General features: G+C 54.7%; 19 protein-coding genes and 2 pseudogenes. 15 read left to right on the top strand and 6 right to left on the bottom strand.

Annotated features, from left to right (window positions below; genetic code table 11):
- Nucleotides 1–402: 402 nt before the first annotated feature.
- Together N4R57_17380 and N4R57_17375 are read left to right on the top strand one after the other, a co-directional pair.
- Nucleotides 403–2,376: a response regulator gene (locus N4R57_17380; protein UYV36743.1), complete on the top strand. Its 1,974-nt coding sequence runs from the start codon at nt 403–405 to the stop codon at nt 2,374–2,376.
- A gap of 177 nt (nt 2,377–2,553) precedes the next feature.
- Nucleotides 2,554–3,243 (top strand): response regulator, encoded by a 690-nt coding sequence (locus N4R57_17375; protein UYV36742.1) that lies wholly within the window; start codon nt 2,554–2,556, stop codon nt 3,241–3,243.
- A 21-nt stretch (nt 3,244–3,264) separates the two neighbouring features.
- Here N4R57_17375 and N4R57_17370 read toward each other — a convergent pair whose 3' ends face one another.
- Complete coding sequence (locus tag N4R57_17370; GenBank protein UYV36741.1) at nt 3,265–5,139, bottom strand: hypothetical protein; 1,875 nt, start codon at nt 5,137–5,139, stop codon at nt 3,265–3,267.
- Nucleotides 5,140–5,642: 503 nt separating this feature from the next.
- Between N4R57_17370 and N4R57_17365 the strand changes: the two genes are divergently transcribed.
- The 7 genes from N4R57_17365 to N4R57_17335 all read left to right on the top strand — a co-directional run bounded on the left by N4R57_17365 (nt 5,643) and on the right by N4R57_17335 (nt 15,837).
- The gene (locus N4R57_17365) at nt 5,643–8,633 is read left to right on the top strand and encodes a hypothetical protein (GenBank protein UYV36740.1); all 2,991 of its coding nucleotides are present in this window, start codon (nt 5,643–5,645) and stop codon (nt 8,631–8,633) included.
- Between the two features lie 395 nt (nt 8,634–9,028).
- Nucleotides 9,029–9,733, top strand: a complete 705-nt coding sequence (locus N4R57_17360; GenBank protein ID UYV36739.1) for a hypothetical protein — start codon at nt 9,029–9,031, stop codon at nt 9,731–9,733.
- A gap of 35 nt (nt 9,734–9,768) precedes the next feature.
- Nucleotides 9,769–10,593, top strand: coding sequence for a TolC family protein (locus N4R57_17355; protein UYV36738.1), 825 nt, complete (start codon nt 9,769–9,771; stop codon nt 10,591–10,593).
- A complete protein-coding gene (locus N4R57_17350; GenBank protein ID UYV36737.1) occupies nt 10,527–11,021 on the top strand; it encodes a TolC family protein in 495 nt (164 codons plus the stop codon). Before N4R57_17355 ends, N4R57_17350 begins: the two co-directional genes overlap by 67 nt.
- A 5-nt stretch (nt 11,022–11,026) precedes the next feature.
- Entirely contained in the window at nt 11,027–13,192 is a 2,166-nt protein-coding gene (locus tag N4R57_17345) for a type I secretion system permease/ATPase (GenBank protein UYV36736.1), read from the top strand.
- Nucleotides 13,189–14,361: an HlyD family type I secretion periplasmic adaptor subunit gene (locus tag N4R57_17340; GenBank protein UYV36735.1), complete on the top strand. Its 1,173-nt coding sequence runs from the start codon at nt 13,189–13,191 to the stop codon at nt 14,359–14,361. The genes N4R57_17345 and N4R57_17340 overlap by 4 nt, the downstream gene beginning before the upstream one ends.
- 192 nt (nt 14,362–14,553) lie before the next feature.
- A complete protein-coding gene (locus tag N4R57_17335; GenBank protein ID UYV36734.1) occupies nt 14,554–15,837 on the top strand; it encodes a BamA/TamA family outer membrane protein in 1,284 nt (427 codons plus the stop codon).
- 155 nt (nt 15,838–15,992) lie between these two features.
- Here N4R57_17335 and N4R57_17330 read toward each other — a convergent pair whose 3' ends face one another.
- The 4 genes from N4R57_17330 to N4R57_17315 all read right to left on the bottom strand — a co-directional run bounded on the left by N4R57_17330 (nt 15,993) and on the right by N4R57_17315 (nt 19,605).
- On the bottom strand, nt 15,993–16,970 hold the full coding sequence (locus N4R57_17330; protein UYV36733.1) for a response regulator transcription factor: 978 nt from the start codon (nt 16,968–16,970) through the stop codon (nt 15,993–15,995).
- Nucleotides 16,971–17,805: 835 nt separating this feature from the next.
- Nucleotides 17,806–18,027, bottom strand: coding sequence for a hypothetical protein (locus N4R57_17325; protein ID UYV36732.1), 222 nt, complete (start codon nt 18,025–18,027; stop codon nt 17,806–17,808).
- Nucleotides 18,028–18,066: 39 nt separating this feature from the next.
- On the bottom strand, nt 18,067–18,903 hold the full coding sequence (locus tag N4R57_17320; GenBank protein ID UYV36731.1) for a site-specific integrase: 837 nt from the start codon (nt 18,901–18,903) through the stop codon (nt 18,067–18,069).
- 525 nt (nt 18,904–19,428) lie between these two features.
- Complete coding sequence (locus N4R57_17315) at nt 19,429–19,605, bottom strand: helix-turn-helix domain-containing protein (GenBank protein UYV36730.1); 177 nt, start codon at nt 19,603–19,605, stop codon at nt 19,429–19,431.
- A 488-nt stretch (nt 19,606–20,093) separates the two neighbouring features.
- On the opposite strand from N4R57_17315, the pseudogene N4R57_17310 reads away from it, so the two are divergent.
- The 6 genes and pseudogenes from N4R57_17310 to N4R57_17285 all read left to right on the top strand — a co-directional run bounded on the left by N4R57_17310 (nt 20,094) and on the right by N4R57_17285 (nt 23,709).
- Nucleotides 20,094–20,424 (top strand): annotated as a pseudogene (locus N4R57_17310) (hypothetical protein).
- Between the two features lie 405 nt (nt 20,425–20,829).
- A pseudogene (locus N4R57_17305) lies at nt 20,830–21,116 on the top strand (metalloregulator ArsR/SmtB family transcription factor).
- A complete protein-coding gene (locus tag N4R57_17300) occupies nt 21,113–22,171 on the top strand; it encodes a permease (GenBank protein ID UYV36729.1) in 1,059 nt (352 codons plus the stop codon). The pseudogene N4R57_17305 and the gene N4R57_17300 overlap by 4 nt, the downstream one beginning before the upstream one ends.
- 24 nt (nt 22,172–22,195) lie before the next feature.
- Nucleotides 22,196–22,369, top strand: a complete 174-nt coding sequence (locus N4R57_17295) for a thioredoxin family protein (protein ID UYV36728.1) — start codon at nt 22,196–22,198, stop codon at nt 22,367–22,369.
- A 74-nt stretch (nt 22,370–22,443) separates the two neighbouring features.
- Nucleotides 22,444–22,785: an OsmC family protein gene (locus N4R57_17290; protein ID UYV36727.1), complete on the top strand. Its 342-nt coding sequence runs from the start codon at nt 22,444–22,446 to the stop codon at nt 22,783–22,785.
- Nucleotides 22,786–22,788: 3 nt separating this feature from the next.
- Nucleotides 22,789–23,709: a cation diffusion facilitator family transporter gene (locus N4R57_17285; protein ID UYV36726.1), complete on the top strand. Its 921-nt coding sequence runs from the start codon at nt 22,789–22,791 to the stop codon at nt 23,707–23,709.
- A gap of 815 nt (nt 23,710–24,524) precedes the next feature.
- Here the strand turns inward: N4R57_17285 and N4R57_17280 are convergent.
- On the bottom strand, nt 24,525–25,538 hold the full coding sequence (locus N4R57_17280; protein UYV36725.1) for a methyltransferase: 1,014 nt from the start codon (nt 25,536–25,538) through the stop codon (nt 24,525–24,527).
- Nucleotides 25,539–25,824: the final 286 nt, after the last annotated feature.

Below are 25,824 nucleotides of genomic sequence, written 5' to 3'. Positions count from 1 at the left end.
GTGCGTTCAACCGGCCGGGGCACGGCCCGAATTTTTTGTGCCTCTAAGAATCACCAAGAGGTTTAGCGGGCGTTGTTGCTCATCATATGGTTGGCTAAGGTCGCTTGATCGAATTAACGTAGCGCACCACAAAACCCAACGAGGCGCAGATCGTTCACTTTCGACGTCATGAGGCAAACGACTTCCAGCACGGAAAACAGGTGCCGACATCAACAGATCGGCTCGTTCCAACGCACGCCACTACAAACCGTTAGGGAAGGATTCGGCGAGGGCGACTTTCATAGCACGCGAATACAGAGCTTCACTACTTTAGTCTTTTGGCTAATGGCTGGTATCCATTCAGGTTGCACAATCCAAAGATCAAGTGGAATACTGAGCAACATTACGCACTGGAGTAAACACGTGCCCGACACGAATAACACGACCTCAAACGCTGAAACCGTTAGATCGGCGCTTAGGGCCGCGGCACGTATCATCGCAACAGATAGGCGGCCCACAATTCTCGCCACTGAAACGGCCGAGATTCTTCTGGCGAATGCCCCTGCGAACCGCTTGGGGCTCGACGGGGATGCTATGGTTGGTACGCTTAACTGGCCGACCCTATGCAAAAAGGCGAAACGTGCGGGGAGCATTGCCGTCTCCTTTTCTCACAATGGCGCGAACTATGAAGGCGAAGTTGTCCATTTCCCAATGGAGCAAGCTAATGGGTACCTGTTGCGTTTAGCCGAAAGCGATCAAGAGGCGACGGTACTTCGAAACCGGGCGCGTACTGCGACGCTGATGCGTGTTGCCCATGACCTTCGAACGCCAATTCAGTCTTTGCTCGCAACAATCGATGATGTCTTTGAACAGCAACCTGCGGATAGTGCGCAAGCAATGCAGTCGCGCGAAATGATGCGCGGAGCGGCGGGGCATACGCTGGACCACATTGATAATGTTCTCAAGGTTTTGCGGGGAGAGCTCACCGCGTCTGGGCTCCAAGAAGATGAAGCTTTTGACCTTAGCGCCGAACTTGCCAGCGTTGTGCAAATGATCGATCCGATTGCCAAATCACGGGGCGCATCAGTAACGCTCACGCAAACGCCTGAGGGCGAAATCTGGACAACTGGGCCGGTTCGATTTGTGCGTGCGCTCATGCAAAATATGGTCGACAACTCGGTCAAGTACGGCGGTAACAGAATAGATGTCTGCTTGACATGCACCCGCAAGAACGCATCCGTGGAGAATGGTGAGGCACCTCAAGAGGTGCTCGTTTTCATTGAAGTCGCCGATTTCGGGGGCGGTATCCCAGCTGATCAGAAAGCGCGGCTTCAACGGGCGCTTGGGCACACCGAGATCATAAGCGAAGCGAGCGCTACCCAAGAGCAAGGAGAAAACCAAAGACCTTCAGCCGGAATGAACGTATTGGCTCATGCATTACGGCAACTTGGCGGGCAAATGGAGATTCTTGACCGAAACGCAGACGGCTTGCCCGTCGCCAAGACCGAGGAGCACATCGCTGGCTCGATACTTCGTGTTCGGTTTGCGCTGGCGGGTGCAACCCCTGATAAGCCCTCAGATACTCCCCCCGGGGCGGCTCAACATAGCAGCCCGCTTTCAGGCGTTGGCATTCTGGTTGTCGAAGACAGCCCAGCGAGCAGATCCTGGATAACCCAGGTTCTCCAGAGTACTGGTGCCAAAGTTCAAGCCGTCGAGAACGGCCTAGAGGCATTGGATGTTTTGAAGCAACCCGACGCCGAGCATGGTATCCAGCTTCTTCTTTCCGATATGACCCTACCGCATATCAGTGGCGTCGAACTCTTGCGTCGCATCGCCAAGGCCCAAAAAATCGGAGAGATGGCATGGCGTGGCCATTTGTTGGGGATCACGGCGCATATAGATGAGACTTTGCGCGAGACCTGTCGGCAACTCGGTATGGAAAAAATGCTGACAAAGCCCATTCGCAGCGCTCAACTACGCTCCGAAGTTCTAAACGCAGTTAAAACGCGCAGCTCCATGACACGCCCAAAAAAACAACTGGCCACTGCCACACCTCGGACCCCGCCCTCCATCCCGGCACTATGCAAAGAAGTCGCAGGCGAGCTTACAAGCGAGCTCGGGCGCGATCAGGCTTGTGGCTTTATGAAGCGCGCGCTGTCCGAAGCGCACTCTGCCTGGCAAGATATAAACGAAACCGGCGTGCGTGAGGAAGAAACCGCCCGAGCGCTGCATGCTGCGACCGGTGCGTGCGGTTTGACCGGCCTTAAACTGGTCGAGCATTGCTTGCGCGCTATCGAGCTCTGTATTGAAACGCCGGGTGCGGATTTGGCTTCCCCGATGGCTGATCTCAAAAACGCGCTTGAGCGGACCTCCGACGAAATCGCACTGATGAGTTGACGTGCCATCAATGACCATTTCCCCTTTCCCGAGGGCTCGGTATCGCATAAATCACGGCTTGGCGTTCCGACAAACGAGGTCGGCCCATGTCTTCCGCAAGGTACGAAGCGTCAGCTGGCCTAGCAATCTAGTGCAAAGGTCAGCTTTCGTGTAAGAGTTTCCGATGAGGTAACGAATATGACAGAAGAGAGCACCCAACCGGTTCGAGTTTTGATTGCGGACGATCACGGCATGATCCTTGAAATGCTGGAGCAGTTTCTTTCGAACCTCCCAGATTTCGAGGCTGAGACTGCTCCGGACCTCGAAACCGCTTTGGCCAAAATCGATAGTAACGGTCCGTTTGATCTGGTGCTCGTCGATTTGGATATGCCCGGCATGAATGGTGTTGGCGGACTAAGCCGCGCACTTGAACGAAATGGGGGAAAACCGGTTGGGATCCTGACCAGCAACCCCTCCAGCCAAGTTGTTTCTGAATGTTTGGAGTTGGGCGGTGCCGGAATCGTCCTTAAAACGGAATCATTGAAAAACCTGACAAACGAGATCCGCTTTATGGCGAGCGGCGGACGCTATGTTCCTGTTGAGCTTTTTGATATGCAGAAGGTCAAAACACTCCAGCCGAACACAGCCTCTCTTTCCAGTCGGGAAATGGAAGTGCTCGCCCTGCTGAGCGAAGGGAAACCAAACCGTGAAATCGGCTCTGTGCTCGCCCTCGCCGAGGCAACTGTAAATGCACGTCAAATCGATATGCTCCAAGCTCGAGGCAAAGAACCGTACGCAAGCTGCGCTCGTTGCGCGCGAAATGGGCCTCGTTTAGCCTGCCGAATTTTCCAATCGTTGCGAGGCCCCTGCATGCCGGGATGGCCATGAGGCAACCTGGGATCAGTTGAGCTAATCGCTCCCCGATGACGACAAACTATCCGGTTCTCGAAGGTAATGTGAGAGATACGCGACATAGCCGGACAGGTAATGCTCGACATCATCAATTCTCGTCCTGAATGAATGATGCCGGATGAAAAAGCTTCCGAGTATTCTTTTCGGGTTCTTGAAGAACATTGCAAACTCTGGCCAGAAGAAGCCGTTTAATAGATAATTGGCGCGCTTTTCGAGTGCGTCGTAAAATCTTTCCATTTCAACCTGCGCCAGCAAATGGCGATGCTCTTCGCTTAGTCGCAGCCGACCTATCATCTTGTGCGCTGCCATCATGAGCTCCAGCAGGGTAGGGAAGGTCGTGATACGATCTGCCACGAATTCCAAATGACCGGCAAAATTCTTTATCCCGAACTGGAAGTATCGTTCGTCGGGCCGATACAAGGTCAATTCGTTGACACAATAGCTGAGCCAGTGGTCATTCGTCTTCCAGTGTTCCTGGGCTATGAAGTATTCAAAGGCGCGCTCCACAGCTTCGAGCCAGCGTTGATCTTTGGTGAGCCCATACAAGCGCATCAACCCAAACGCTGCTTCGCCATCGTAATAGACGATACGAAACTGTTCCTTTACGGAAAGATCATGAGCGTTCAAGACATGCACAAATTGGCCAGTCGCCTTGTCTTGCATATTCTCAACACCAAGAGCCAACTCTTCTAAGAGCTCGAGGTATTTCTTGCTGCCTGTCAGCTCAGTAAACTTAACCAAAGAGAGTAGGCAAACAGCGTTTCCGCCCAGCTTTATTTCGCTATTAAGGTCGCGCAAATATGCGACTTTTCTTCCGTCGCTGAGCGTGTATTGGTGAATAAAATTATTGGTAAGCAGACGAATCGCGCGATCGATAGCGGCTTTCAAGGCATTGCTCTTCGTAATCTCCCAAGCCTCTAACATCGCGTAGATCGTGCTGGTATGACGAAGTGTGTTGTATGTATCTATCTCCCGATCAAAACAGGGGTGAATGCCGTAAACAAACTTGCCTTGTGCATCAACCTGGTCGGCAAGAAAACTGCTGGATTGAGCAATCAGGTTCTCGACAATGTCGGCATCCAGCGCTTGAATAAAGCGGCGCCCCGTATCTCGACCCTCGGACCCTCCGCTAAACCCATTCAGGGTCACCGGCGGACGTTCTGCTGAGAAGAACAGAGCCTGAGTTGAAAAAAGTTCCACCTCGCGGTCGCCATCTTCTGGCAACTGGAAATCTTGCCCGAAGCGTTTGCGGGCATAAAGCGTAAAGTTCTTCTCGTTCACTCCGGCATGTTGGAACTTGGCACCAAGGTAGAGCATTGCGTTGGCATTCAGCTCTTGCTCCAAGAACGCGTGCTTAAAGCCTGCATCCAGGGCAATACCGTAACGAAAGTAATTGCGCTTGCTCTGGAGCATCGCTTGCTGCACATCTTGCCAGTTTCGCGTCCAAGTTTGATCGACCCAATCAACACGAAGCCAACGCGTTGCAGAAGCATCGTCGTTTTTTTGCTGCACCCAGGACTCAGCCTGCTGCAAAACCTCTGCCAGATTTTGACCTGAGAAGTTCACCACTTCGGCCCGCTTTCGGCCATCACAGAATGAGAAGAAGACCCGTAGCGGAAGCGAAGCCGTCGATTGAACATCTCCGGACAGTTCCGGAGTGTGTCGCAAGGCGTCTTTCGCTTGCTCCAGGAGTTTCGCCATAGACACAAGCGGGTAAGGGGCCAGAGCATCGGGCAATGCCTGTTTTTTGTTTGCTGGCATCAGATCGCGAATTTGGCGCGCTTTTTGGGCTTTTGCCTTTTGCACCCGAGAGAGCATCGCCCCACTACCCGATTTCTTCTTTCTTGGCATCGACGAAACCTTTTTGGACAAAACTATCGTTCTTTAGGTCACCCGGTTGGCTCAGCCTTGAGTACAGATACTCCGCACTGCGCTGAATTTTCGATTTAAGTCGCAACATGTTAAGCTGGGTATTCGCGAGCATCCATACTTAAGTGTGTTGTTATATATCTTTCGGCTTTCGCGTCAATTGGGCGGCTTTCTTATGGGCTGCTGTACGTTGCATACAGTCTCGTAAATTTACGCTATATTGCCTATGTTGTTTAGATTCGTGGGCCAAAGTAACACAGTCCTAAGTCGGGCATGTCCGGTCATCCTGCGCCTGGATCGGAGCGGCCATGTATCGCAGCACCCTTCAGTCTTGCAAAGCGGCGGTCAAACTTATACTATAGTTTGTGAATGATATCATTAGTATGGGTTCAATAGGCCGTAACGGTGAGAGAGCCTTTCCTGAAGTGCGAGTTTGCTCAAGGCATCACAGCTGCTCAAAGCAGTGTTTTAGCCTTGTTTGCAAGCTGGCTGTGAGAGTTTGGTAGATGAACGAACGCCCATTGAAACGCGACGGTCGCGACGACACTCAAGCGACCAATAGCAATCGCGCTGAAAGCACTTTTGATTCGGGCTATGCTGATGGGGGCGACGCCAGCGAAAGGATTGCTCGGCAGCAGTCGACCTCGATCAACGCCGGCGTGATCGGTATGGGGCTGGCAATGCAGAGCGGATCACAGGAAGGCGCTCAGGCGTTTTCATCCAATTCAGCCGATGCGTTGCTCGTTGAGACTCCGGAAGCTCAGGCGAAAGAAGATCGCACACCGACCGAGCCAAATGATAAGGCGGCACTAAATGGTGTTGATGGTCTAAATCCCGATGGGTTGATGGAGACATCAGTTGACTTTGATTTGCCCGGAGCTGCAACGGCTAGCGCGGTGGACATCGCTGCAACCGCGACAGAGAACGCAGGCGCCGAAACGCAATCGGAACTTCTCGAAGTCCTTCCCGCCTTCGATTCCACTGTCACGTCGGTTGAGAAGCAAGTAGAGACGCCCAAGCCGGTTTCCAGCAAGCCGGATCCTCAAGCGCCGCAGCTTAGTGCTACCCAATCTGCGGCTGAAGACGGTTTTCCCGGGGCGGAAGAGCTTGTTAACACTCCGAGTACGACCCAGGAAAACACTGCCCATACCTACGAAGACGGGGACGACGGCCTGCTTGGCGGTGCCCTCGATCCGGTCCTCGGCGAAGAGGGTGTGGTCGCCGATGTTGTGGAGACCGTCACCGATACGGTTTCCGATGTTCTCGACCCTGTGCTGGGCGAGGATGGCCTGGTTGACGGCGTGCTCGGGGACGACGGCCTGCTTGGCGGTGCCCTCGATCCGGTCCTTGGCGAAGATGGTGTGGTCGCCGATGTTGTGGAGACCGTCACCGATACCGTGTCCGATGTCCTAGCCCCGGTGCTGGGCGAGGATGGCCTGGTTGACGGCGTGCTCGGGGACGACGGCCTGCTCGGCGGTGCCCTCGATCCGGTCCTCGGCGAAGATGGTGTGGTCACCGATGTTGTGGAGACCGTTACCGATACTGTGTCCGATGTCCTCGACCCGGTGTTGGGCGAGGATGGCCTGGTTGACGGCGTGCTCGGGGACGACGGCCTGCTTGGCGGTGCCCTCGATCCGGTCCTCGGCGAAGAGGGTGTGGTCGCCGATGTTGTGGAGACCGTCACCGATACGGTTTCCGTTGTCCTCGACCCTGTGCTGGGCGAGGATGGCCTGGTTGACGGCGTACTCGGGGACGACGGCCTGCTCGGCGGTGCCCTCGATCCGGTCCTCGGCGAAGAGGGTGTGGTCGCCGATGTTGTGGAGACCGTCACCGATACGGTTTCCGATGTCCTCGACCCTGTGCTGGGCGAGGATGGCCTGGTTGACGGCGTACTCGGGGACGACGGCCTGCTCGGCGGTGCCCTCGATCCGGTCCTCGGCGAAGAGGGTGTGGTCGCCGATGTTGTGGAGACCGTCACCGATACGGTTTCCGATGTCCTCGACCCGGTGTTGGGCGAGGATGGCCTGGTTGACGGCGTGCTCGGGGACGACGGCCTGCTCGGCGGTGCCCTCGATCCGGTCCTCGGCGAAGAGGGTGTGGTCGCCGATGTTGTGGAGACCGTCACCGATACGGTTTCCGATGTCCTCGACCCGGTGTTGGGCGAGGATGGCCTGGTTGACGGCGTGCTTGGGGACGACGGCCTGCTCGGTGGCGCCCTCGATCCGGTCCTTGGCGAAGAGGGCGTGGTCGCCGATGTTGTGGAGACCGTCACCGATACTGTTTCCGATGTCCTCGACCCGGTGTTGGGCGAGGATGGCCTGGTTGACGGCGTGCTTGGGGACGACGGCCTGCTCGGCGGCGCCCTCGATCCTGTCCTTGGTGAAGATGGTGTGGTCGCCGATGTTGTGGAGACCGTCACCGATACGGTTTCCGATGTCCTCGACCCGGTGCTGGGCGAGGATGGCCTGGTTGACGGCGTGCTCGGGGACGATGGCCTGCTGGGCGGCATTCTGGGAAGCTTGCTTGATCCGGTGCCAGATGAAGACAGCGTAGTTGACGATGTGGTTGAGACCGTTACCGACACCGTTTCAGCCCCCCACCTTTCTACTTCGGATAACAACAGTGGGCTAGGCGATGCTATTGAGGCTTTTGCAAACACGTTCGCGCCTGTCCCTGACGATGGCAATCTTGGCGATGGTATTCTTGCAGATGGTGACACGCCCACAGGGATCCTTGATTCCGTGTTGGCCGAAGATGGCGTCGTTAGTGGGGTGGTTGAAGACGTTGCAAGCAACCCTTTCAACAGCCTGAACGATCAAGCCGAAACGGAGATTCAGGACAATAATGTCGAACTTATTGCTTCGGGTGATACTGAGGCCTTAACTGAATTGGCGGGAAATGCAGAAACCCCGCTCGAAAATGTCGTTGAGCAGGATTTGCCCGGCGATGAAGGCGACGACGGATTTCTTGAGACATTGATTGGTGGGCTCGGCGTAGATGATTTGGCCGCGGGCGACCTTCCCTCAGATTCCGTCCTTGAATTGCCTCAAAGTGATTTGCTTGATGGTCTGCTTGGTCAGGATGACGTTTTTGACATCGACGTGACAGGTATTGACGAAAATGCAGATGACCTTTTCGCAGGTCTTGGCGGTACTGAGGGGCTCTCAGGTGCTTTGGTTGATCAAGGGTTGCTCAATACCCCTGTCTCAGCGAGCGACCCCGACGCCGATGGTGAAATTGATGGCTTGCTCAATGATATTCTTGCTGGCGGTGTTGACGATATTCTTGGCACTTCGAACACATTCAACGAGTTGATCGCCAATGAAGAAAGCGATGGTGGCGAAGGCGCTGCTCTGGAAACTGCCGGCGGTGAAGAGCTGCTGGATGGCAACGCTGTCGAAGATGCTTTGAACACCTTGTTCAGTCATAACGAAGATCAAGGAAGCTCGCTCTTAAGTGGTTTGTTCGGAAGCTCAGATGACGACAACGTGGGATGAACCAGACATCTAGCTATTACCGACCAATTGCCACAGAAGATCATAATTTGGACAAGTTTCGACACATATTGGATGCACAATGGTCGAACAGGGCAAAATCTTGCTCGCAAGGCTAGCAATCGTGATAAAGCTATGTATACGTTGCGTGAACAGTAGTTAGTTTTAAGATGCACCTTTTGGGAAACCGCCACTTTGGGCGGACTTTAAATGCCAAAAGAGTGCGCGAAGTTTATTGGTATTGCTGGCACTGCTGTAGCTTGGAATCAAGTTAGGTCTAAGGCGCATAAATGGGCGAATCAATTAATTTGAGTGACACTATGAGTCACCTTAGGGTTGCGTCAAACGTGTCTTTGGACAGCCCGACAAACATCATGATTGGTCAAGAAGCCGGAGCCATGGTCGGTTACGCCAAGCAAGGCACCAACCTTGAAATTCAACTATCTAACGGCAAGACACTGCAAGTTGAGGACTTCTTTGTGATCGGCCCGGACGGCGACTTCAGCCGCCTGATCACAGACTCCGGTGAAGCGGTGATAACCGGCCTCATGGGGCCTGAACCGGATATTCAACTTTCCCCGGATGAGGGCGAAGCTTCCGTCGGCCAACAGCGGTCTGCAGGCGCGATGGAACATCTCACAGATGGTCAAGCTGGTGGTTTCGGGGATGGGGGCGCGGAAACGGGCGGGTGGAGCACAAAGGCTTTGATGGGCGCAGGCCTGTCACTGAGCTCTGGGTTCGGATTGCTTCTCGAAGGTCAGAGCGATGCGCAGAGCGCCGCACCTGAACCGGCCTCATCAAGCGATGGCGCAGAAGCAAGCACGTTTTCGGATGATGTTGTGGCACTGACGGGGGGCAAAGAGGGCGTTGTAGACGCTGACGACCTGCTCGACGGGCAAGCGGCGGAAAACGATCCAAATGCGCAGGATTCAGCGGCGCAAGACCCCGCTGAATCCGATGATACCGGCACGGTAACAGCCGATGATGCGGCGCTACAGGCAAGCGGCGGTCTCGTGGGTGCCATTCTGTTCGATCCGGTCGAACTCGCCGCTGACTATGCGGCTCAAGATATTCTAGCAGAATTGGCAACAGAGAGTTTTTAATGAGTCTTACTAAGTTTCATCGCTGTCTGCCTTCGTTGAGCCGCCGTCTGGGTTTTGCCATGTTGTGCGCCTCGTTGCTCGGTATGTTGGGTGTCAACGGTCCGGCAAACGCCCAGATGTCTCTGCGCGAAGCGGTTTTGCGCGCTGTTGAGCGTGATGGCGAAATCACCGCGCTCCGGCAAAAAGTAGCCAGCCGCAGTATCGAAATTCAGGCCGCCCGCGACGAATACTACCCCAGCATCAGCCTGTCAGGAGACAGCGCGACGACCAGCTCGAACGGTCCCGGCGTCACGCTCACCGTGTCTCAGGTGCTCTTTGACTGGGGCCTGATCCGGAGCAAGATTGCGGCCGCTTCGCAGGTGCGGGTTCAGGCGGTATCTGATCTCAAGATGTCGGTCGAAAGCCTGACCCTGCTGGTCGCGCAATACTATCTGGACATTGAAACGATTGATCTCAAGATCGCGCGGACCCGGCGATACATGACCTTTGCAAGGCGCATCGCAAAGCAAGCTGAGGATCGGGCGCGTGCGGGTATCAGCGACAGGGGTGAAGTGGCGCGCGCCCAACTCGAGATTGCGCGGGGCGAGGACCGGCTGGCGCAGTTGGTCGGTAATCGGCAGATGGCGCTTTCACAGGTTGAGTTTTTGGTTGGCAAGAGTGTGAAAAGAACCAAGGCCCCCCTCAATTGCGCTTCGCACGGCGCTACGCTTCGCCGACCAAAATCAAGTCAGCCGTGCGCATTGCGCCCGACTATATCGCTGCAAGGTCGCGAATGGATGAGGCAGTCGCCGGTGTGGAAACCGCAAAGGCCTCCAGACTACCTTCTATCCAGCTACAGGCACAGGCACGCGCCGATCTGAATGGCGGGAAAACCAGCAGCGCGGTCGGCATCACCACGGGCGTTGATCTCAGCTCTAACGGCCTTGGACGGCGGCAGGTTCAGGCTGCGACCATGAATGTTCGCGCAGCCGAGTCTTCGCTTTTGGCAACGCGACGCACACTTACTAACAAAGTGAACAGTGCCCTTGAACAGCTCCGAATTCTGCGCAGGAGCGAGGCCTCGCGCGTCAAGCAGATCGCCGAAGCGCGAAAGGTTCTGGAGAACTACGAAACGCAATTTGTTGCGGGTCAGCGTGAACTGATCGACCTGCTCACGACCGGTCGTGATCTCTATGACTCGGAGATAGAAGCGCTGGACACCAAAGATGAACGCAAGCGAACGGAATACCAAGCCGCGCATGATCTGGGCGTGCTCGGTACACTGATCGTCGCGTCTTCGCGTGGCTAAATAGAATGAATAAACACCTTCATGCGAGCAATAAAATGACCAGCCAAACAAACTCAGAGTCGCTGATCCAAGGTCTGGTTGAATTATGCCGCGTTCAAGGTGTCGCGACCTCAGCGGCACAGCTGACTGACGGTCTGCCCAAATCAAAAGGGCAGGGTCTGGATGTCGAGTTTGCCGCTCTGGCGCTTCGGCGCGCCAATATGAGTTGTCGGATCAGCGAAGAAACCCTTTCAAATCTACCAACCCACTCCTTGCCAGTCCTGGTGATGCTTAAATCAGGCCAAACAGTCGTTCTCGAAAAGCTGTCGGATACGAAGGTAACGGTTATTTTGCCAGAAGCCGGTGGTGGCCGCGCTATATGGAAAAGGAGAGATCTTGAAACCGCCCACGACGGGCGAATTCTTATTTCCAAGCCCATTGATATTGTAACCGACCGCCTGGATGAGCCGAACAAGGACCGCGGGCATTGGATTCTGGGGCCGGTGCTTGGCAACCTTAGAATCTACCGTGATGTGGTTCTTGCCTCTTTTGCAGCGAATATCCTTGCCGTCGCTACTGCTCTGTTTTCGATGCAAGTCTATGACCGCGTTGTTCCGAGCAATGCCTTTGATACCTTGTGGATCCTGGCGAGCGGTGTCGGGATCGCCATCATTCTTGAACTCATTTTGCGGCTCATGCGTGCTTCTCTGGTCGACGTGTCGGGCCGCGATCTAGACATTCGGCTGTCCGCTCAGTTGTTCGGTAAAGTCACCAACATGCGATTCAAGCATCAGCCTGCTTCGACCGGAGCCTTTGCAAACCAGGTCCGGGATTTTGCAACAGTGCGCGAGTTCTTTACCTCAAGCACGGTCACCGCGATTTGCGACCTGCCTTTCGTGCTGGTCTTCGTCGGCGTCATTTGGATGATCGGGGGGCCGATTGCCTATGTTGTGCTGGCTGGCGTCATCCTCACGATTCTTCCGGGGCTATTGATGCAGAAAAAGCTGGCTCGGGCATCGCGTGAAGGCACGCGCGAAGCCGCTGCTTTGAACGGCCTTTTGCTCGAAACCATTTCCAATCTCGAGACGGTGAAAGCAGCACGCGCCGAAGGTCGTCTTCAACGTGCTCACGCGCAACTGACCGAAACGATGGCCACAACTGCCGTGAAAACCAGAAGCATCACCAACCTGATGGTGCAGTTGGTCAGCACGATCCAGAAGATTGCCTATGCCGGGGTCGTAATCTGCGGCGTATATCTGATCAGTGCAGGCGAACTGACGGTGGGAAGCCTGATCGCCTGTACGCTTTTGTCGAGCCGGACAATGTCTCCTATGGGTCAGGTCGCTGGACTTCTCACGCGGTGGCAACAGGTTCGAGCGGCGTTGGAAGGGCTCGATAATATCATGAAAATGCCGGTCGAACGGCCAAATGACCGGCATTTCGTCCGCGCCCCATCGCTGACGGGTGATTACCAGATCGAGAATGTAGTCTTCCGCCACGACCCTCAGGCCCCGCCTGTCTTGTCGATTTCAAGCCTGAAAATCAATGCCGGTGAACGCATCGCGCTTTTAGGTGGAAACGGATCCGGGAAGTCGACTTTCCTTCGGTTGCTGATGGGGCTTACGGATCCGGATTCCGGCAGCGTATTGATCAACAACCTGTCGCTCAGCCAAATCGACCCAATCGACCGGCGGCGACAAATCGGCTATCTCCCGCAGAGCGTCGCCTTGTTTCAAGGAACTCTGCGCGACAACCTTCTTCTCGACCACGGTCTGCATTCGGATGATGAAATCCTGGCAGCGCTGGATGCGGTCGGGCTGGGCACTTTTGTGCGGCGGAATGTGCGCGGACTTGATCTGCAAATCCACGGCAATGCGAACGTGTCAGGCGGACAGCGCCAATCGATCGGCCTTGCGCGAGTGTTGTTGCAAGACCCTAAAATCGTATTGCTGGATGAGCCAACCGCAGCCTTCGATCATCTCACCGAAAACAAGGTGATCGACCACATGAAAGAGTGGCTGAACGGGCGGACCGCCATCATTTCCACCCATAAGCGCGAACTTCTTGCACTCACGGAGAGAGCTGTGGTGCTCAAGGACGGACGGATTGCCCGCGATGGTGACCTGCTTGAAATTCTGAACAAGGCCCGCGCCAACTCGGTGCAAAAAAATCCGGTGCAAGCTGTCACATGACGATAAACGACGCCATTTCAACCAGTCACTTGGACGGAAGTTATCGGCGCAAGGCGATAAGGACGGCACGTTGGACGATTCAGACCATCGTTTTCGCATTGATCGTGGCGGTAACTTGGGCGCATTTTGCAGAAATCAACGAAATCACGCGTGGCGACGGACGGGTCATTCCGCTGCGCCGCATGCAAACAATTCAAAGCCTCGAGGGCGGCATCCTCGCCCAGCTTAACGTGAGCGAAGGCGATACAGTCGTGCAAGGCCAGGTTTTGGTGAAGCTCGACCCAACGAGATCACAATCGGCTTTTCGCGCGGTGGAATCCAGCATCATGACGCTGACCGCCGAGGTAGCGCGTTTACAGGCAGAGGTTCTCGAACGCCCGGCACTGGATTTTGGCCCCAAGCCTAATGTCGCCGAGGAGACCGAGCTCCGCCTGTTCAGAGCAAGGCGGACAAAGCTCGAGGCATCGCTGAAGGCGTTACAAGATCAACGCAAATCTATCAGTGAGCAGGCCGACATGACGCGTCCGCTCTCCAAGGCCGGCTCGGTCAGTCGTATTTCCCTTCTGGAGCTTGAACAGAAGCTGGCCGAGCTTGACGGCAAAATAAGCGAGACCCGCAACGCCTATGTTCAAGACGCCTACAAGGATCTGTCGCAGCGCCGATCCAAGCTGGCCGAATTGCAGCAGGATCTGATCCGCAAGAAAGATGAATTTCAGCGCACCGAAATCCGTTCGCCTGTGTCCGGGCGGGTCAATAACATCAATGTCACCACCTTGGGCGGCGTGGTCCAATCAGGCGAACCGATTATGGAAATCACGCCAACAGATGATCAGCTTATTATCGAAACCAAGGTTTTGCCGCGCGATGTCGCCTTTATTGCGCCCGGCATGCCCGCAAGCGTCAAGATCACGGCCTACGACTTTTCGACTTATGGCGATCTGCGCGGTACGGTCGTCCAGATTTCCGAGGACACCGTGGAAGAAGAAACCGCCAAGGGCGCAATGGATTTCTATCGCGTGATGGTCAAGACTGAGCGAAGCTATCTGGAGCGCTTTGGCGAGAAATACTGGATTCGGCCGGGGATGATCGCTCAGGTCGACATCGAAAGCGGGAAACGATCGGTGTTGAGCTATCTGACCAAACCACTCTTACAAGCGAGGTTGCATTAAACCCGAGGCGCCCTGCATTTTTGCGCCATTCAAAGGTGCAATCTTCCAAAGGAAGCCGCCCCTCTGCCAACCCCGATGACTACCTGCTCGGACCTCAAGACAAGTTGCTGCCAAAGAAAGTGAAAGACTGCCGTGCTCACCCCCAAGACCCGCGTTGAGACTCATGCTCGACGCAAGTGCCTAACGACCCTGTTGTTCTGTGCACTCGCCGCTTTTGTCGGATTGTTCGCCGCTTTGCCTGCCCACGCCCGGATCGTGAGCGAGGTCATCGTTCGCGGCGCGCAGTTCATTCCGGAGGAGGACATCCGTGCAACCTGTGGTGCTGAAACCGGCATCGAATATCTCGAGTTCGAATTGCGCGCGATCGAAGAATGCCTGATCTCGACGGGTGTTTTCGAAACGGTCACCCTGACGCGGCAGGGCGACACTCTGTTTATCGACGTTCAAGAGCTGAATACCCGCCCCGGCAGGATCGACGCCACGCTGGCCTACGTGTCGCAGGACGGAATTACCGGCAGTCTACATTTCGAGCGCTACAATCTTTTCCCCCAGACCTATGGCGCCGTGAGCTTGGAATACGGTGCGGAAATTCAGAGGTTAGGTGCAAATCTGTATCGCACCGAAGCCTTCGGCACTGCGCTGGATTTCGGGCTCGAACTCACGGCTGGACGCAGCCAATACGAAGACCAGAGCTTTACGCATGAAACGCTTCGCGCTGAGGGCTACCTCGTATGGGCGCCCTCTGACCGGTTCCGGCTGGAGATCGGGCTTGGCTTTCGAGATCACGCCTTGCGTGATGTCTCCCCCGGCTCCAGCGCCCTATTGGCGCGAGAGCAGACAAATGGGATCGCAGCGCCTTTTGCGCGGTTAAGCCTCAAGCATAGCAGTTTAGCAAAATCCGAGCAGGAAAAAGACACTTGGCGTCAGATGGGATACAAGGTCAACCTTCACCAATATGTATGGAACATCGGCACCAGTAACCAGATCATGGATACCCGTCTGGAAGCCCAGCTACAGGTCCCTCTGGCGCCGCGCTTGCGCTTTCTAATCGGCGTCGAGGGTGGCACGGTAAGCGGGACGAGGGGCAACGTCACCCGCACGATTGACCGGTTCTTTCCGGGTGCGGATACGTTCCGCGGTTTTGCGCCGCGCGGTATCGGCCCGCGTGATGGTGACGATTTTCTTGGTGGTAACCATTTTGCCAAGGCCTCGCTTGAATTGCAGCATGAGTTCGGGAAAAACTCTCGCGTGCCGATGCGTGTTGGGGTTTTCGTGGACACCGGTGCCAGTTGGGGTCTGGATGATACGCTCTCAGGCGCGATTGATGACCGCTTCTATCGCCGCAGCAGTGCCGGGCTTTCGCTAACTTTTGATGTCGGAAAGACGCCAGTTTCGCTCTACCTTGCCGAACCGTTTCAACACGAAGCTGGCGACAAACGGCAAGTTTTCGGCTTGAGTGTCAGCACGCGCTTTTAGCGAGCTTGCCAGCTCTTGGAAGCGTTCCCCGGTTGGGCACGGCGCAAAGTTGGCGCCCGGCTGCGCTTGCCATGGGCGCAGCCGGGCGAAAGACTCACCAACTCGAAGGTTTCTACCGGGACAGTCTGCTATACTGGTCGGAAACCGTCGTCGCCTTAGTAAACAACGGTCAGGCGCGATGCATCTCGCGCAACGGATTTGAGTTTCGCCTGCTGGCGTGCTGCAACCCGTTGAATGGCACGGTCAAAAGATAGCATTACTCGCTGGTTCCGGCTTGAACTGGGAAGAATTGATTTGCCAACGGAGATAGTGATCATCATTTCGTCGGCGAACTTTTTGGCGACACTGCTGTTATCGACATGCTCCTGGATCAAAACTTCACTTTGCGGCCAGAGCGGCAGTGAATCTCCGACTGAAATACACAGGAACGTGCCGTTACCGACGTGTGAAACCAGTAACTTGGGGCATTTGCTTGCTTCAACGATCGCAGTGTTCACAGCCGACAGCACCGAAGCGAAATCCCGACTATTGCATGAGTTGTAGAGATTTTCGATGTTGTCGACTCGGACGGCAAAAATCTGGCATTCATTTAATTGTGTTCGCGACAGTTTCGACAGGTAATTCCCCAAGGAAAACGAAGTCACCAGCCGCTCGGTTTTGATTACATGGACAGCGTCTTCGAGCGCGAAGTTATGCACGCCCTTGTCGCCGTCTTCTGGCAGTTCACCGGGTTCGACGAGAAGCGCGTCGAAAGTGCTCTGTTTCATCCGATCGGCCACACGCAGCCTGTTGCCGATCTCCTTAATATCAAACGGTTTGGTAATGTAATCGTTGGCTCCGGCGGCAAATGCACCTTCCACGAATTTGATCTCGGATTTCTGTGTCAGCATGATAATTGGGGTCGTGCTGTAATCTTCCATCTCGCGAATCCGGCGGCACAGAGTGATGCCGTCCATTTTCGGCATATCGATGTCCAACAAGAAGCAGTCATACTTCTGCTCTGCAGCCGCGATCATGTTCAGCGCGGCCGCGCCCGTGTCCGCCAAACTGACCTCGCAGTAGCCCGCCTGCTCCAAAATGACAGGCAAGAAATCCAGCATAAAAGCGGAGTCATCAACCAGTAAAATGTTCATTGTCGGCCCTTTCTAGACGGTGCTTGTCTGCCTGACGCTTCGATTTGCTCAAACGTCGCCTCCCCTCCGTATTGCTGGGGTTCGAAGTTCAGATCTGACCGCAGTTTTGGAGTTTTCTGCGTATCATCGATAGCAACATGCGCCGTCAGGCAGAATAACTTAAGCATATATACTAAAGATATTTACAATCACAATTGAGGCCTTTTTAGGGCGGGGTTCACGCAATGAAGGATTTTTCGGCGAGAAAAGTCATGCAGTGCAAAAGCATACAACTGTTAAGGAAAGTGCGCTAATTTACTCAACCGAACTCTGCGGCGCCAAATTCAAAGGGATTTACAGTATGGTCCAGCATTCGTGTTATCTCAGCTTATCGTTGCGCCTAGCCTCGAACGCTGATCAGTCCGTTTTCCGACTTAGGGATCTTCTCTTTTAACTGCCGGATTGCGAAGGCGAGTTTGAAGCCATCATTGAAAATAGAGTAGTCTAGAATGCTGAGGTGTAGGCGTTCTGAGATTGATCCCGCCTGGCGGAGACAACGGCCCGAAAGTCATCCATCGAACGAAGCAAAGCGTGGCAGGAATCGAGTACTATTTTGCCTTTGTCCGTCAGCCATAAGCGTGACCGGCCTCTTTGACAAAGTGTGGCGCCAAGGCGTTCCTCCAGCTGTTTCATCTGCATGAAAATGTTCGCTTTGGGCCGATGACCTGCTCCCCTGAGAGTCCTCTAATTTAGGTTAGCTCTGTTCAAATTCCGAGGTCCAGCCACAACCGCGAACCGACCCACTGCGAGAGAAATGAGCTGGCTATCGCAGTCCTGTTGGGCTTGGGTGGAACTCTCACTGCAAGCCAAATTTCGCCAACAACTCGTTCATCAGCGCGAGCTTTTGCGCGTCCGTCATTTTTTGCGGTGCGGTCTCGTTTTCCTGCTTGTCCTGATCAATCTCATCAAACAGAGCGAAACGCTCGCTCTCAAAAAGCTTGCCATAATGAAGCTCGGTGATTTTTTCGCTTTCATGCCCCATGTTTTCGGACCAAGCTTTGCGTTGCTGATGCGTCAATGACCGACGGTCGCGTTCAGCAGCGAGCGTGTCCTTGACCTAGTGGGGGTTGTACTTGCTCTCCGTACCTCGGCAGGCAAGGGCGAAGGCTTTTGTTACGGCGTCCTTCGAGGTCATCGGCTCAATCGGTGCGCGCCCAACTTCCTGCAAAAACGACTTTCGCCTCAACACGGGAATGCTGGGGAACAGCGCATCTTCCCCCCGGATGCCCTGAGACTGAATGTAGTCCACCCAATTGGCCACAGCATCGACAAACACATCGGCGACTGGGAACCAACTGGCCCTAAGGCTTTTACCATTTTTTGTGCGCGACGTGGTCGCGTCCTGAATGATTTGGCGGCTTTCTCGATCAAAGTGGGCGACCCTCAATGAGGTGATGGTATCCGCGCGTAATGCTCCAAGGTACGCAATAGCGAACATCGCTCGGGATCTTCTGTCCTCGATACTCAGCTCTGGCATTCTCCGCAAAAGTACTTCCGCTTCCTCAAGCGAGGCATAGGCCTTCTCCCCTTTGGCATATGCCGCCCTTGGTAGTTGAATGTAGCTTGGCAGGTCGGCAGGGAGGCGTTTGTAGCCATCCTGCTTGATCAACCATTCTAGGAAGTTCATAATCTGAGAGGCCTGATGGGAAGCGGTCGATCTTGATTGTTGACCGTCTCCCCTTGTCATCATCGCCTTTTTCAAGGTGTTACGCACGCGATCAACATCCCGGAGCGTGAGCCTGTCGAAGGGCTTCCCCTCCAAAACAATTTCCATGAATCGAATTGCCGAAAGATGCTGGTCCATAGTTCGCTCAGCAAGCCGGCCTGCGTGAACCTGCCAATCATAGATAATGCGGTCATTCGCCAACCACCAGCGCGCCTCTTCCGTTTCCATGCTAATCCCAATACCACCGGCCCTCGCACAATTCCTTCGTGTGACGGGTCCGCGGTGGTATTGGGTTTGCGCAACTGTTCAAACACCACCAAATCGGCCTCAGAAATGAACTTTCTGACGTGGCAACCACACTCTGAACACTGGCCAAATGCCATGTTGGAGCCGTTGCGAACACGGTTCGTGGTGAGGCTGTCCAGGTCAGGAAACACCGCTAACTTGCAGCCTGTACATTTGAACTCACCTGGATTCAGCCCCGTTTGCTCTCTCTTTTGGCGCGCTTTGTGAAATGCCATAACAAGGCCCCCACGGAACACATAGGGTCGTTTGCGATCAGAAGGTTGCAACCCTGCTTTCCGCCAGTTCGAGATCGTGTTGGCGCACACTGCAAAGGCAAGCTGCAAATCCTCGGTCGAGTAAACGCGGTTTTTCTTGAGTCGAACGCCTTTATAAGAGCGGCTCATTTGGCACCGCCAACTGCGCCAGATAGAGCACGCCAGAGTTGAGGAAGAACCACAAGAAGAGACATTACTTCGCGCCTTCTTGAGACGGATCGTAACGGTTTGCGGCAAGCCAGGTGTTCAGATCAGAGCCGCGATAGATCACCTTCCGGCCGATCTTGTAATAGGCGGGCCCCACGCCCTTGTGGCGCCATTGAGCCAGTTTATCGCGATCCCCCAGAAGTTCGAGTTCGAGATCTCCCAAGACGTAGCAACGTTCATCTTCAAATAGTTTTGGCGCGGTTGGGTTCCTTTCGCTGAATTGAATGTCAGCGAATGAATTGAACCCTAACTAAGGATCGTGGCAGTCCCCGATCTACACTTCGGGGATTCTAACTTATTGATGCAAAATAAAAGAAATCTGCGTTTCAAGATCAACATAGGGCAATGAGGTGCCTTTGGGGCAGTTCCACTGAGCCCAGCGCGAAACGTTTCTGCAAGGTGAAGTAGGTGCCATGTCGTCTCAGGATCATCTTCGCAATAGTCCATCGCCATACCTAAATGAACGACGCCGCGATATGTGTCCCAGATCTTGCGCAAAACGTCGCGGTCCTGCGCGCCGCTAATCCCATTTTGCTTCGCATAATCCCTTGTCTGATCTAGCAGGCCGCCCTCTACTTGCACCGTGGGCCGAGCGGTAAAGGGACAGCTTTCTACCGAGCCCTGAAAGAGGTCTATCAGCCCTGTCCATCCAAAGCCAAATGCTGCCCAAATGCGGACGCTCGCAAGATCACCCGCGAGGAGCACGAAGACGCCCGGCAAGTTGCTCGCGACTGCGCCAAGACCAACCAATGCGACATCTCGATGAAGCTCTGAAAGAAGGTCGAGATGCTCTTCGCGCACCTCAAACGCATTCTTGGCTTGGGACTGCTTCGATTACGTGGACCATGGGGCGCAAATGACGTTCGCTTCGGGCTTATGCGGCCCCACTGGCTGCCATGGTCCTGGCTCAATCCTGCTCGCCGCAACCGCCCAAAACCTCCGGAAATTGGCCAAGATCTTTCCCGCACCGCAGCAAATGTGAAAAGCCTGACAGGAAAGGCGCTCGCGCCGCATTTGGAACAACCATTTCTGCGCTCGCAAACATTAGTTTTTCCACAGAATTGGCGTAAAGCGGGCTTTCGCTGCGCTTTGCGGACAAACCTGACCTTGAAATTTTTACCTTCGCACACGCAGCATTTCTTAGCATGTGCAACGCTCATTACTCTGCGGCGCGACCTGTGTTGTCGAAGCGGTTGTTGCCGAAGGGTTTCTGTGTTTCCATCCAAACTACCCTTTCGTCTCATTGTGCCTGACTCGATGGTCGTAGGACGAATTGTGAACTGTTGATGCCTGCTCCAATGTCTCCTTTTTTGTATTCGTCGTTTCTTCCGAAGGACTTTGACAAGGATCAAAGCGCATATGCGTCTGAACGCATACTGCAAAGAGCATGCAACAGATACTCAACGCTCTTTGCGACCCAACCCGCCGCAGTGCCCTCGCGATCCTATGGGATGGGGGAGAGCATTGCGTTTGTGAATTGATGGGCCGGCTTGACGCAAGCCAAAGCCGGATGTCGCGGCACATGAAAATATTGCGTGAAGCGGGTCTCGTGATTGACCGGCGCGATGCGCAATGGGTGCGGTATCGGCGAAACTCGGAATGACGCCGGAAGTCATGGCCGTGCTCTCAGCTGTACTAAATGGAGAAAAATCCCTTGAACTGGAAACAGCATGACCACTGAAACGCATGAAATCACTCCTCGTCTGGAAGTGTCAGACAAGCTCTGGTATGTGGGCATTGGAGTAGCTGCAGTCGTAGGCTGGCTGGCTTACGGACGACTGATCCCGTTTTCCGAGTGGATCACCGCCCTGTTTCCTGTCGCCCGCGACAGCCACACCGGCGAGGCCATCGCGTTCTTCGCATATGACGTGCCAAAGGTACTCCTGCTCCTCACAAGCATCGTCTTTATAACGGGTGTGCTGCGCAGTTGGTTTAGCCCCGAAAAGACCCGTGCGATCCTTGCGGGTAAACGCGAGATTTTGGGCTACCCATTGGCCGCGATGCTCGGGGTGCTGACACCGTTTTGCTCGTGCTCGTCGGTGCCGTTGTTCATCGGCTTTGTCTCGGCTGGCGTCCCATTGTGCGTGACGTTCTCATTCCTCATCGCGGGACCGATGGTTGGTCCTGTCGGCCTCGGCCTTCTCTTTGGTTTGGTCGGCTGGAAGATCGCTACGATCTACCTCGTATTCGGGTTCTCGATTGCCACTGTTGCAGGGTATGTCATGGGAAAAATGGGACTGGAACGCTATTTGCAAGATTGGGTGCGTGAGCTCAACGCAGGCCCTGTGGGCGAATTACCCGAAGAAAAGATCACTTTTGTGGATCGGTTGAAGCAGGGCGTTGAGCAAGTTCGCGAGATCGTCGGCAAGGTCTGGATCTGGGTTCTGGTCGGGATCGGGATCGGTGCTTTGATCCACGGCTATGTTCCCGAAACGATGATGCTGAAGATCATGGGCGGTGAGGCGTGGTGGTCTGTGCCTGCAGCGGTTGTGGTGGGCGTACCGATGTACACCAATGCGGCTGGAGTCATCCCCATCGTCGAAGCGTTGCTTGGCAAGGGGGCCGCTTTGGGCACAACCCTCGCCTTTATGATGTCAGTGATCGCTTTGTCGCTGCCGGAAATGATCATTCTCAAGCAGGTTCTCACATTACGGTTGATCGCAATCTTCATCGCAGTCGTTGCGTCCGGCATTCTGGCCACCGGCTTTCTGTTCAACTTCTTCCTCTAATTTTAGATCCTGAAAGGACACATCATGAAAACCGTCAAAATATACGGCCCCGGTTGCAAACGCTGTGAAGCAACCGAAACGATAGTGCGCGACGCCGCCACAAAGTTGGGTGTAGACGTCAAGATCGAGAAAATATCAGACGCGAAATCCATCGCAATGGCGGGCGTCATGTCGACACCAGGTCGCGGTGGATGGTAAGTTGGTCCATGCGGGCGGTTTGCCTGATGCGGTCAAGGTGAACCAATGGTTATCCGCTTAAGCCCCGCGCCAAAGTGGCCCGGAGTGTTCTTCACACCTATATGGAGGGACGGCCTGACGCCTTTAATCCCGCTGAAACGCCTTTGGCCAGCCTTGCGGCTTGTATCCTCAAGGGGACGGAACGGGTCATTCCCATGCTTCATTTCGACCTGCGCGGGATCGACGTTGCCATTCGCGGAACGCGGCAGAATAGTCCGCCCAAGATGACCCAAGTTGAGTACGAGATCGTTGTAGATACTGATAAGACGGGTCAGCGGCTCCAGCTGCTGCATCGCAACCTTCAGAAATACGGTATCATTTACAATACTTTGGCAGGCGCGACCAAGCTTTCCGGAAATATACGTAGACAGGATTAAACCATGCCACATGAGCATGAACATTCCATTCCGACCGACCTTGGTCCCGCGTTTCGTTGGGCAGTCGGGCTAAACACCAGCTATGTGATCATCGAAGGCGCGGCTGGGTTCCTCACGGGGTCCCTCGCGTTGCTGGCTGATGCCGCGCACAACCTGACCGATGTTGCGGGGTTGTTGATCGCGTGGGGGGCGACTGTCCTGGCCAAACGTGTTGGCACCAGCAATTACACCTTCGGTTATGGGCGGGCGACAATCCTGGCAGCGATGCTCAACGCCGTTGCCATCCTTATCGGCGTAGTGCTGGTGATCTGGGAAGCGGCGCAGCGATTTGGTACGCCGGACGATCTACCTGGGGCGACAATCTTGTGGGTCGCGTTGATTGGGATCGCAGTCAACACAGGGTCAGCGATGTTGTTCATGCGCTCCCAAAAGGGTGATCTGAATGCTAAGGGCGCGTTTTTGCATATGGCGGCGGATGCTGCTGTATCTCTTGCAGTTGTTGTGGCGGCGGCGGGCATCATGCTGACCGGTTGGGCATGGCTTGATCCCGTTGTCGCAATCGGCGTCAGCCTTGTGATCGCGGTAACGGCATGGCGTCTGCTGCGCGACTCGTTGAGACTGGAGCTGGACGGCGTACCCGAGAACATCGACCGTCAAGCGATCATTGATTGGTTGGGCGATCAACCCGGCGTCAGTGGCGTCCATGACTTACACATCTGGGCTCTTTCGACCACCCGCACCGCCCTGTCGGTTCATCTGGTTTGGAAAGGTGTCGAAGGCGATGCCTTGCTGCGCCACATCACGCATGAGTTGGAACACGACTTTGGCATCGCCCACTCTACGATCCAACTTGAGAATATCCCCTGCGATGAGGCCGCAGCCTGTTTTCCAGAAGCCAACGGATCATCCCCGCAGTTTGTATGAAAGGCCGGTCATTAACTTCCAATGCGAAATAGAAAACAGCGTGTTTGAAGTGCAATTTGCGCTCCAAGCACACGCAGCATAGAATTAGAGGGTTCGGTGTGGGCTCGATTCAGCCGTTCGCTGCACCAGGCACAAATGTCCGCTGTGAGCCGTGGACGATAGCGGCAAGCATTCACTCAGTGCCGTTATGTAGCAAAGCGAAGATCGGCTGCTTTGAGCCTTCTTAGACCCATGCTGTGTTGTGCATGAAGGGCAGCTTTGGCGGCTACTCGGTGTCGTAATCCCATTTTAGCTAAGCGCCTCAAAATGTTACTCTGAAAATCTGATCCCCAACCGAATGGAGGGTCTCAATCCAATCGGCGCAGTGCTCGCCCAACCCATTCTGGTGCCGGAGTCTGGATCGCATCGCTTAAAGCTTTGTGGATGTCCTCAGGAAAGGCTGCAGTGCTTTCAACTCGGGTGTCATAGTGCAACAGCATGCATTCGAATGTCGCGCATTCGCGTGTGCCGGACCACATCGTGTGTCCAATATGCAGTCGTTTAGCGTCCACCCCCAGTATGGCGGTTTCAATCGACAAGGTGTTCGGTGTGCGAACCTCTGCGACATACCGCAAATGGGTTTCGAGCGTGTACATCGCGCAACCAGATTTTTCAAAATGTGCGCGCCCGATGCGAAAGTGGTCTTGTACCTTCTAGGTGGCGTTGCTGAACGGGACGAGGTAATAAGCCTCGTTCAGATGTCCATAGGCATCCAACCAGTCGTCCTGAATCGGTTCTTCATGCAAACGGAATGTCGGCATAATTTCCCCTCACACTTAATTTGGTTTCGAGAAGACAACTAACTTGGTCATCGCGGGAATGAGATTATCAACGTCGTCGACCTTGAACCCGATGCTTTTCCCTGTTTGCGTCAACCAACCAACCGAGAGCGAACGGGCTTCAGGTGTGAATGCCATATGTTGCAACTGCCAGAGTGCGGCAAGGGTTGGGCCGCGCTGGTCCTCTTCGACCATGAAATCGTGAACCATCAACTTACCACCGGGGGCCAGCGCATCAAACGCCTTCTGTAGCAGCCCTTCGACGCTACTACCTGGCACACCGCTCATCAGGTAAGACATTAGAACGGCGTTTTGGTTTGTCGGCCACTGAGCCTCGATTGCGTTGCCAGGAATGTAGCGAACGCGGTCAACTAGGTCAGCCTCGGAAATGAAGCGCCAGCCTATCTCCGCCACATTCGGGAAGTCGATGATCGTCGCCTGAAGTTTCTCATATTCCCTGCAAAGGCTAATCGTCATCGCGCCGGTTCCACCCCCGACATCCAGCAGTTCGGTTGCATTGCTGAGGTCGACCTTTCGCGCAAGGGTCCGGCCGGGTCCAAGCGACCCTGCGTGCTGACTTTCAGAATAGACCGACGCCTGTTCTTCGTCTGTCATCCAGTGTTTGTAGGAGGCGATCGCATCATCCGCCAAATCACCTTTCATTACGGCGTTCAGCTGTAGCAAGAACGGATACATCTGTTGGTCGATCTGATAGCGCAGGTAGTCTCCAAAGTCGTACTTCGAGCTCTTCGACAGAAAGTTCTGTGCCGCGGGAGAGTTCTGAATCTTCTTGTCGTCTTTGATGGAGAGGAGACCAACGCTGACAAGTGCCGTTGTCAATATAACGATGCGGTTGAGCGGGATGTCCGCGGCCTTGGCCAAGGCTTCAGCCGTCATGGGCCCGTCAGCTAGCAACGAAAACAGATCGGCATGGAGGCCCGCGAACAACGATTTAGAGGCCATGAAGCCAAATGCTATTGAAGACAGGTCCCTCCGCGCTATCAATTGCATTTTCAGCAGTCGTCATCGTGCCTTGAGCTAGCATAATATTCTCGTTTCATTCTGTCTTTTGTGAATTGGCACAGCACATGCAGATAGTGTGCTGCAGCGAAAGACAGAGGGCCGACCGCGCTGGCAATTTGTTACACATAGAATGTTGCAACGCAACGCGACGTAACCGACCGAACTCGTTGGTAGCGCATGAAAGCTGAGTTTCGCTATTTTTTTCACCAAAAATCAGATATTTGGGAACAACCGGCGGAGGCGTCGGCTGAGGAGTTCCTTAATGACACCGGAC

Source organism: Rhodobacteraceae bacterium D3-12, from assembly GCA_025916135.1.
Lineage (GTDB): Bacteria > Pseudomonadota > Alphaproteobacteria > Rhodobacterales > Rhodobacteraceae > JAKGBX01.
This window is presented reverse-complemented; position numbering and strand designations above follow the sequence as displayed.

Excerpts from the sequence above, each read along its gene's own strand:
- N4R57_17375 (UYV36742.1), top strand. The coding sequence starts at position 2,554 with ATGACAGAAGAGAGCACCCAACCGGTTCGAGTTTTGATTGCGGACGAT.
- N4R57_17365 (UYV36740.1), top strand. The coding sequence starts at position 5,643 with ATGAACGAACGCCCATTGAAACGCGACGGTCGCGACGACACTCAAGCG.
- N4R57_17360 (UYV36739.1), top strand. The coding sequence starts at position 9,029 with ATGGTCGGTTACGCCAAGCAAGGCACCAACCTTGAAATTCAACTATCT.
- N4R57_17345 (UYV36736.1), top strand. The coding sequence starts at position 11,027 with ATGAATAAACACCTTCATGCGAGCAATAAAATGACCAGCCAAACAAAC.
- N4R57_17340 (UYV36735.1), top strand. The coding sequence starts at position 13,189 with ATGACGATAAACGACGCCATTTCAACCAGTCACTTGGACGGAAGTTAT.
- N4R57_17330 (UYV36733.1), bottom strand. The coding sequence starts at position 16,970 with ATGAACATTTTACTGGTTGATGACTCCGCTTTTATGCTGGATTTCTTG.
- N4R57_17320 (UYV36731.1), bottom strand. The coding sequence starts at position 18,903 with ATGGAAACGGAAGAGGCGCGCTGGTGGTTGGCGAATGACCGCATTATC.
- N4R57_17300 (UYV36729.1), top strand. The coding sequence starts at position 21,113 with ATGACCACTGAAACGCATGAAATCACTCCTCGTCTGGAAGTGTCAGAC.
- N4R57_17295 (UYV36728.1), top strand. The coding sequence starts at position 22,196 with ATGAAAACCGTCAAAATATACGGCCCCGGTTGCAAACGCTGTGAAGCA.
- N4R57_17285 (UYV36726.1), top strand. The coding sequence starts at position 22,789 with ATGCCACATGAGCATGAACATTCCATTCCGACCGACCTTGGTCCCGCG.
- N4R57_17280 (UYV36725.1), bottom strand. The coding sequence starts at position 25,538 with ATGCAATTGATAGCGCGGAGGGACCTGTCTTCAATAGCATTTGGCTTC.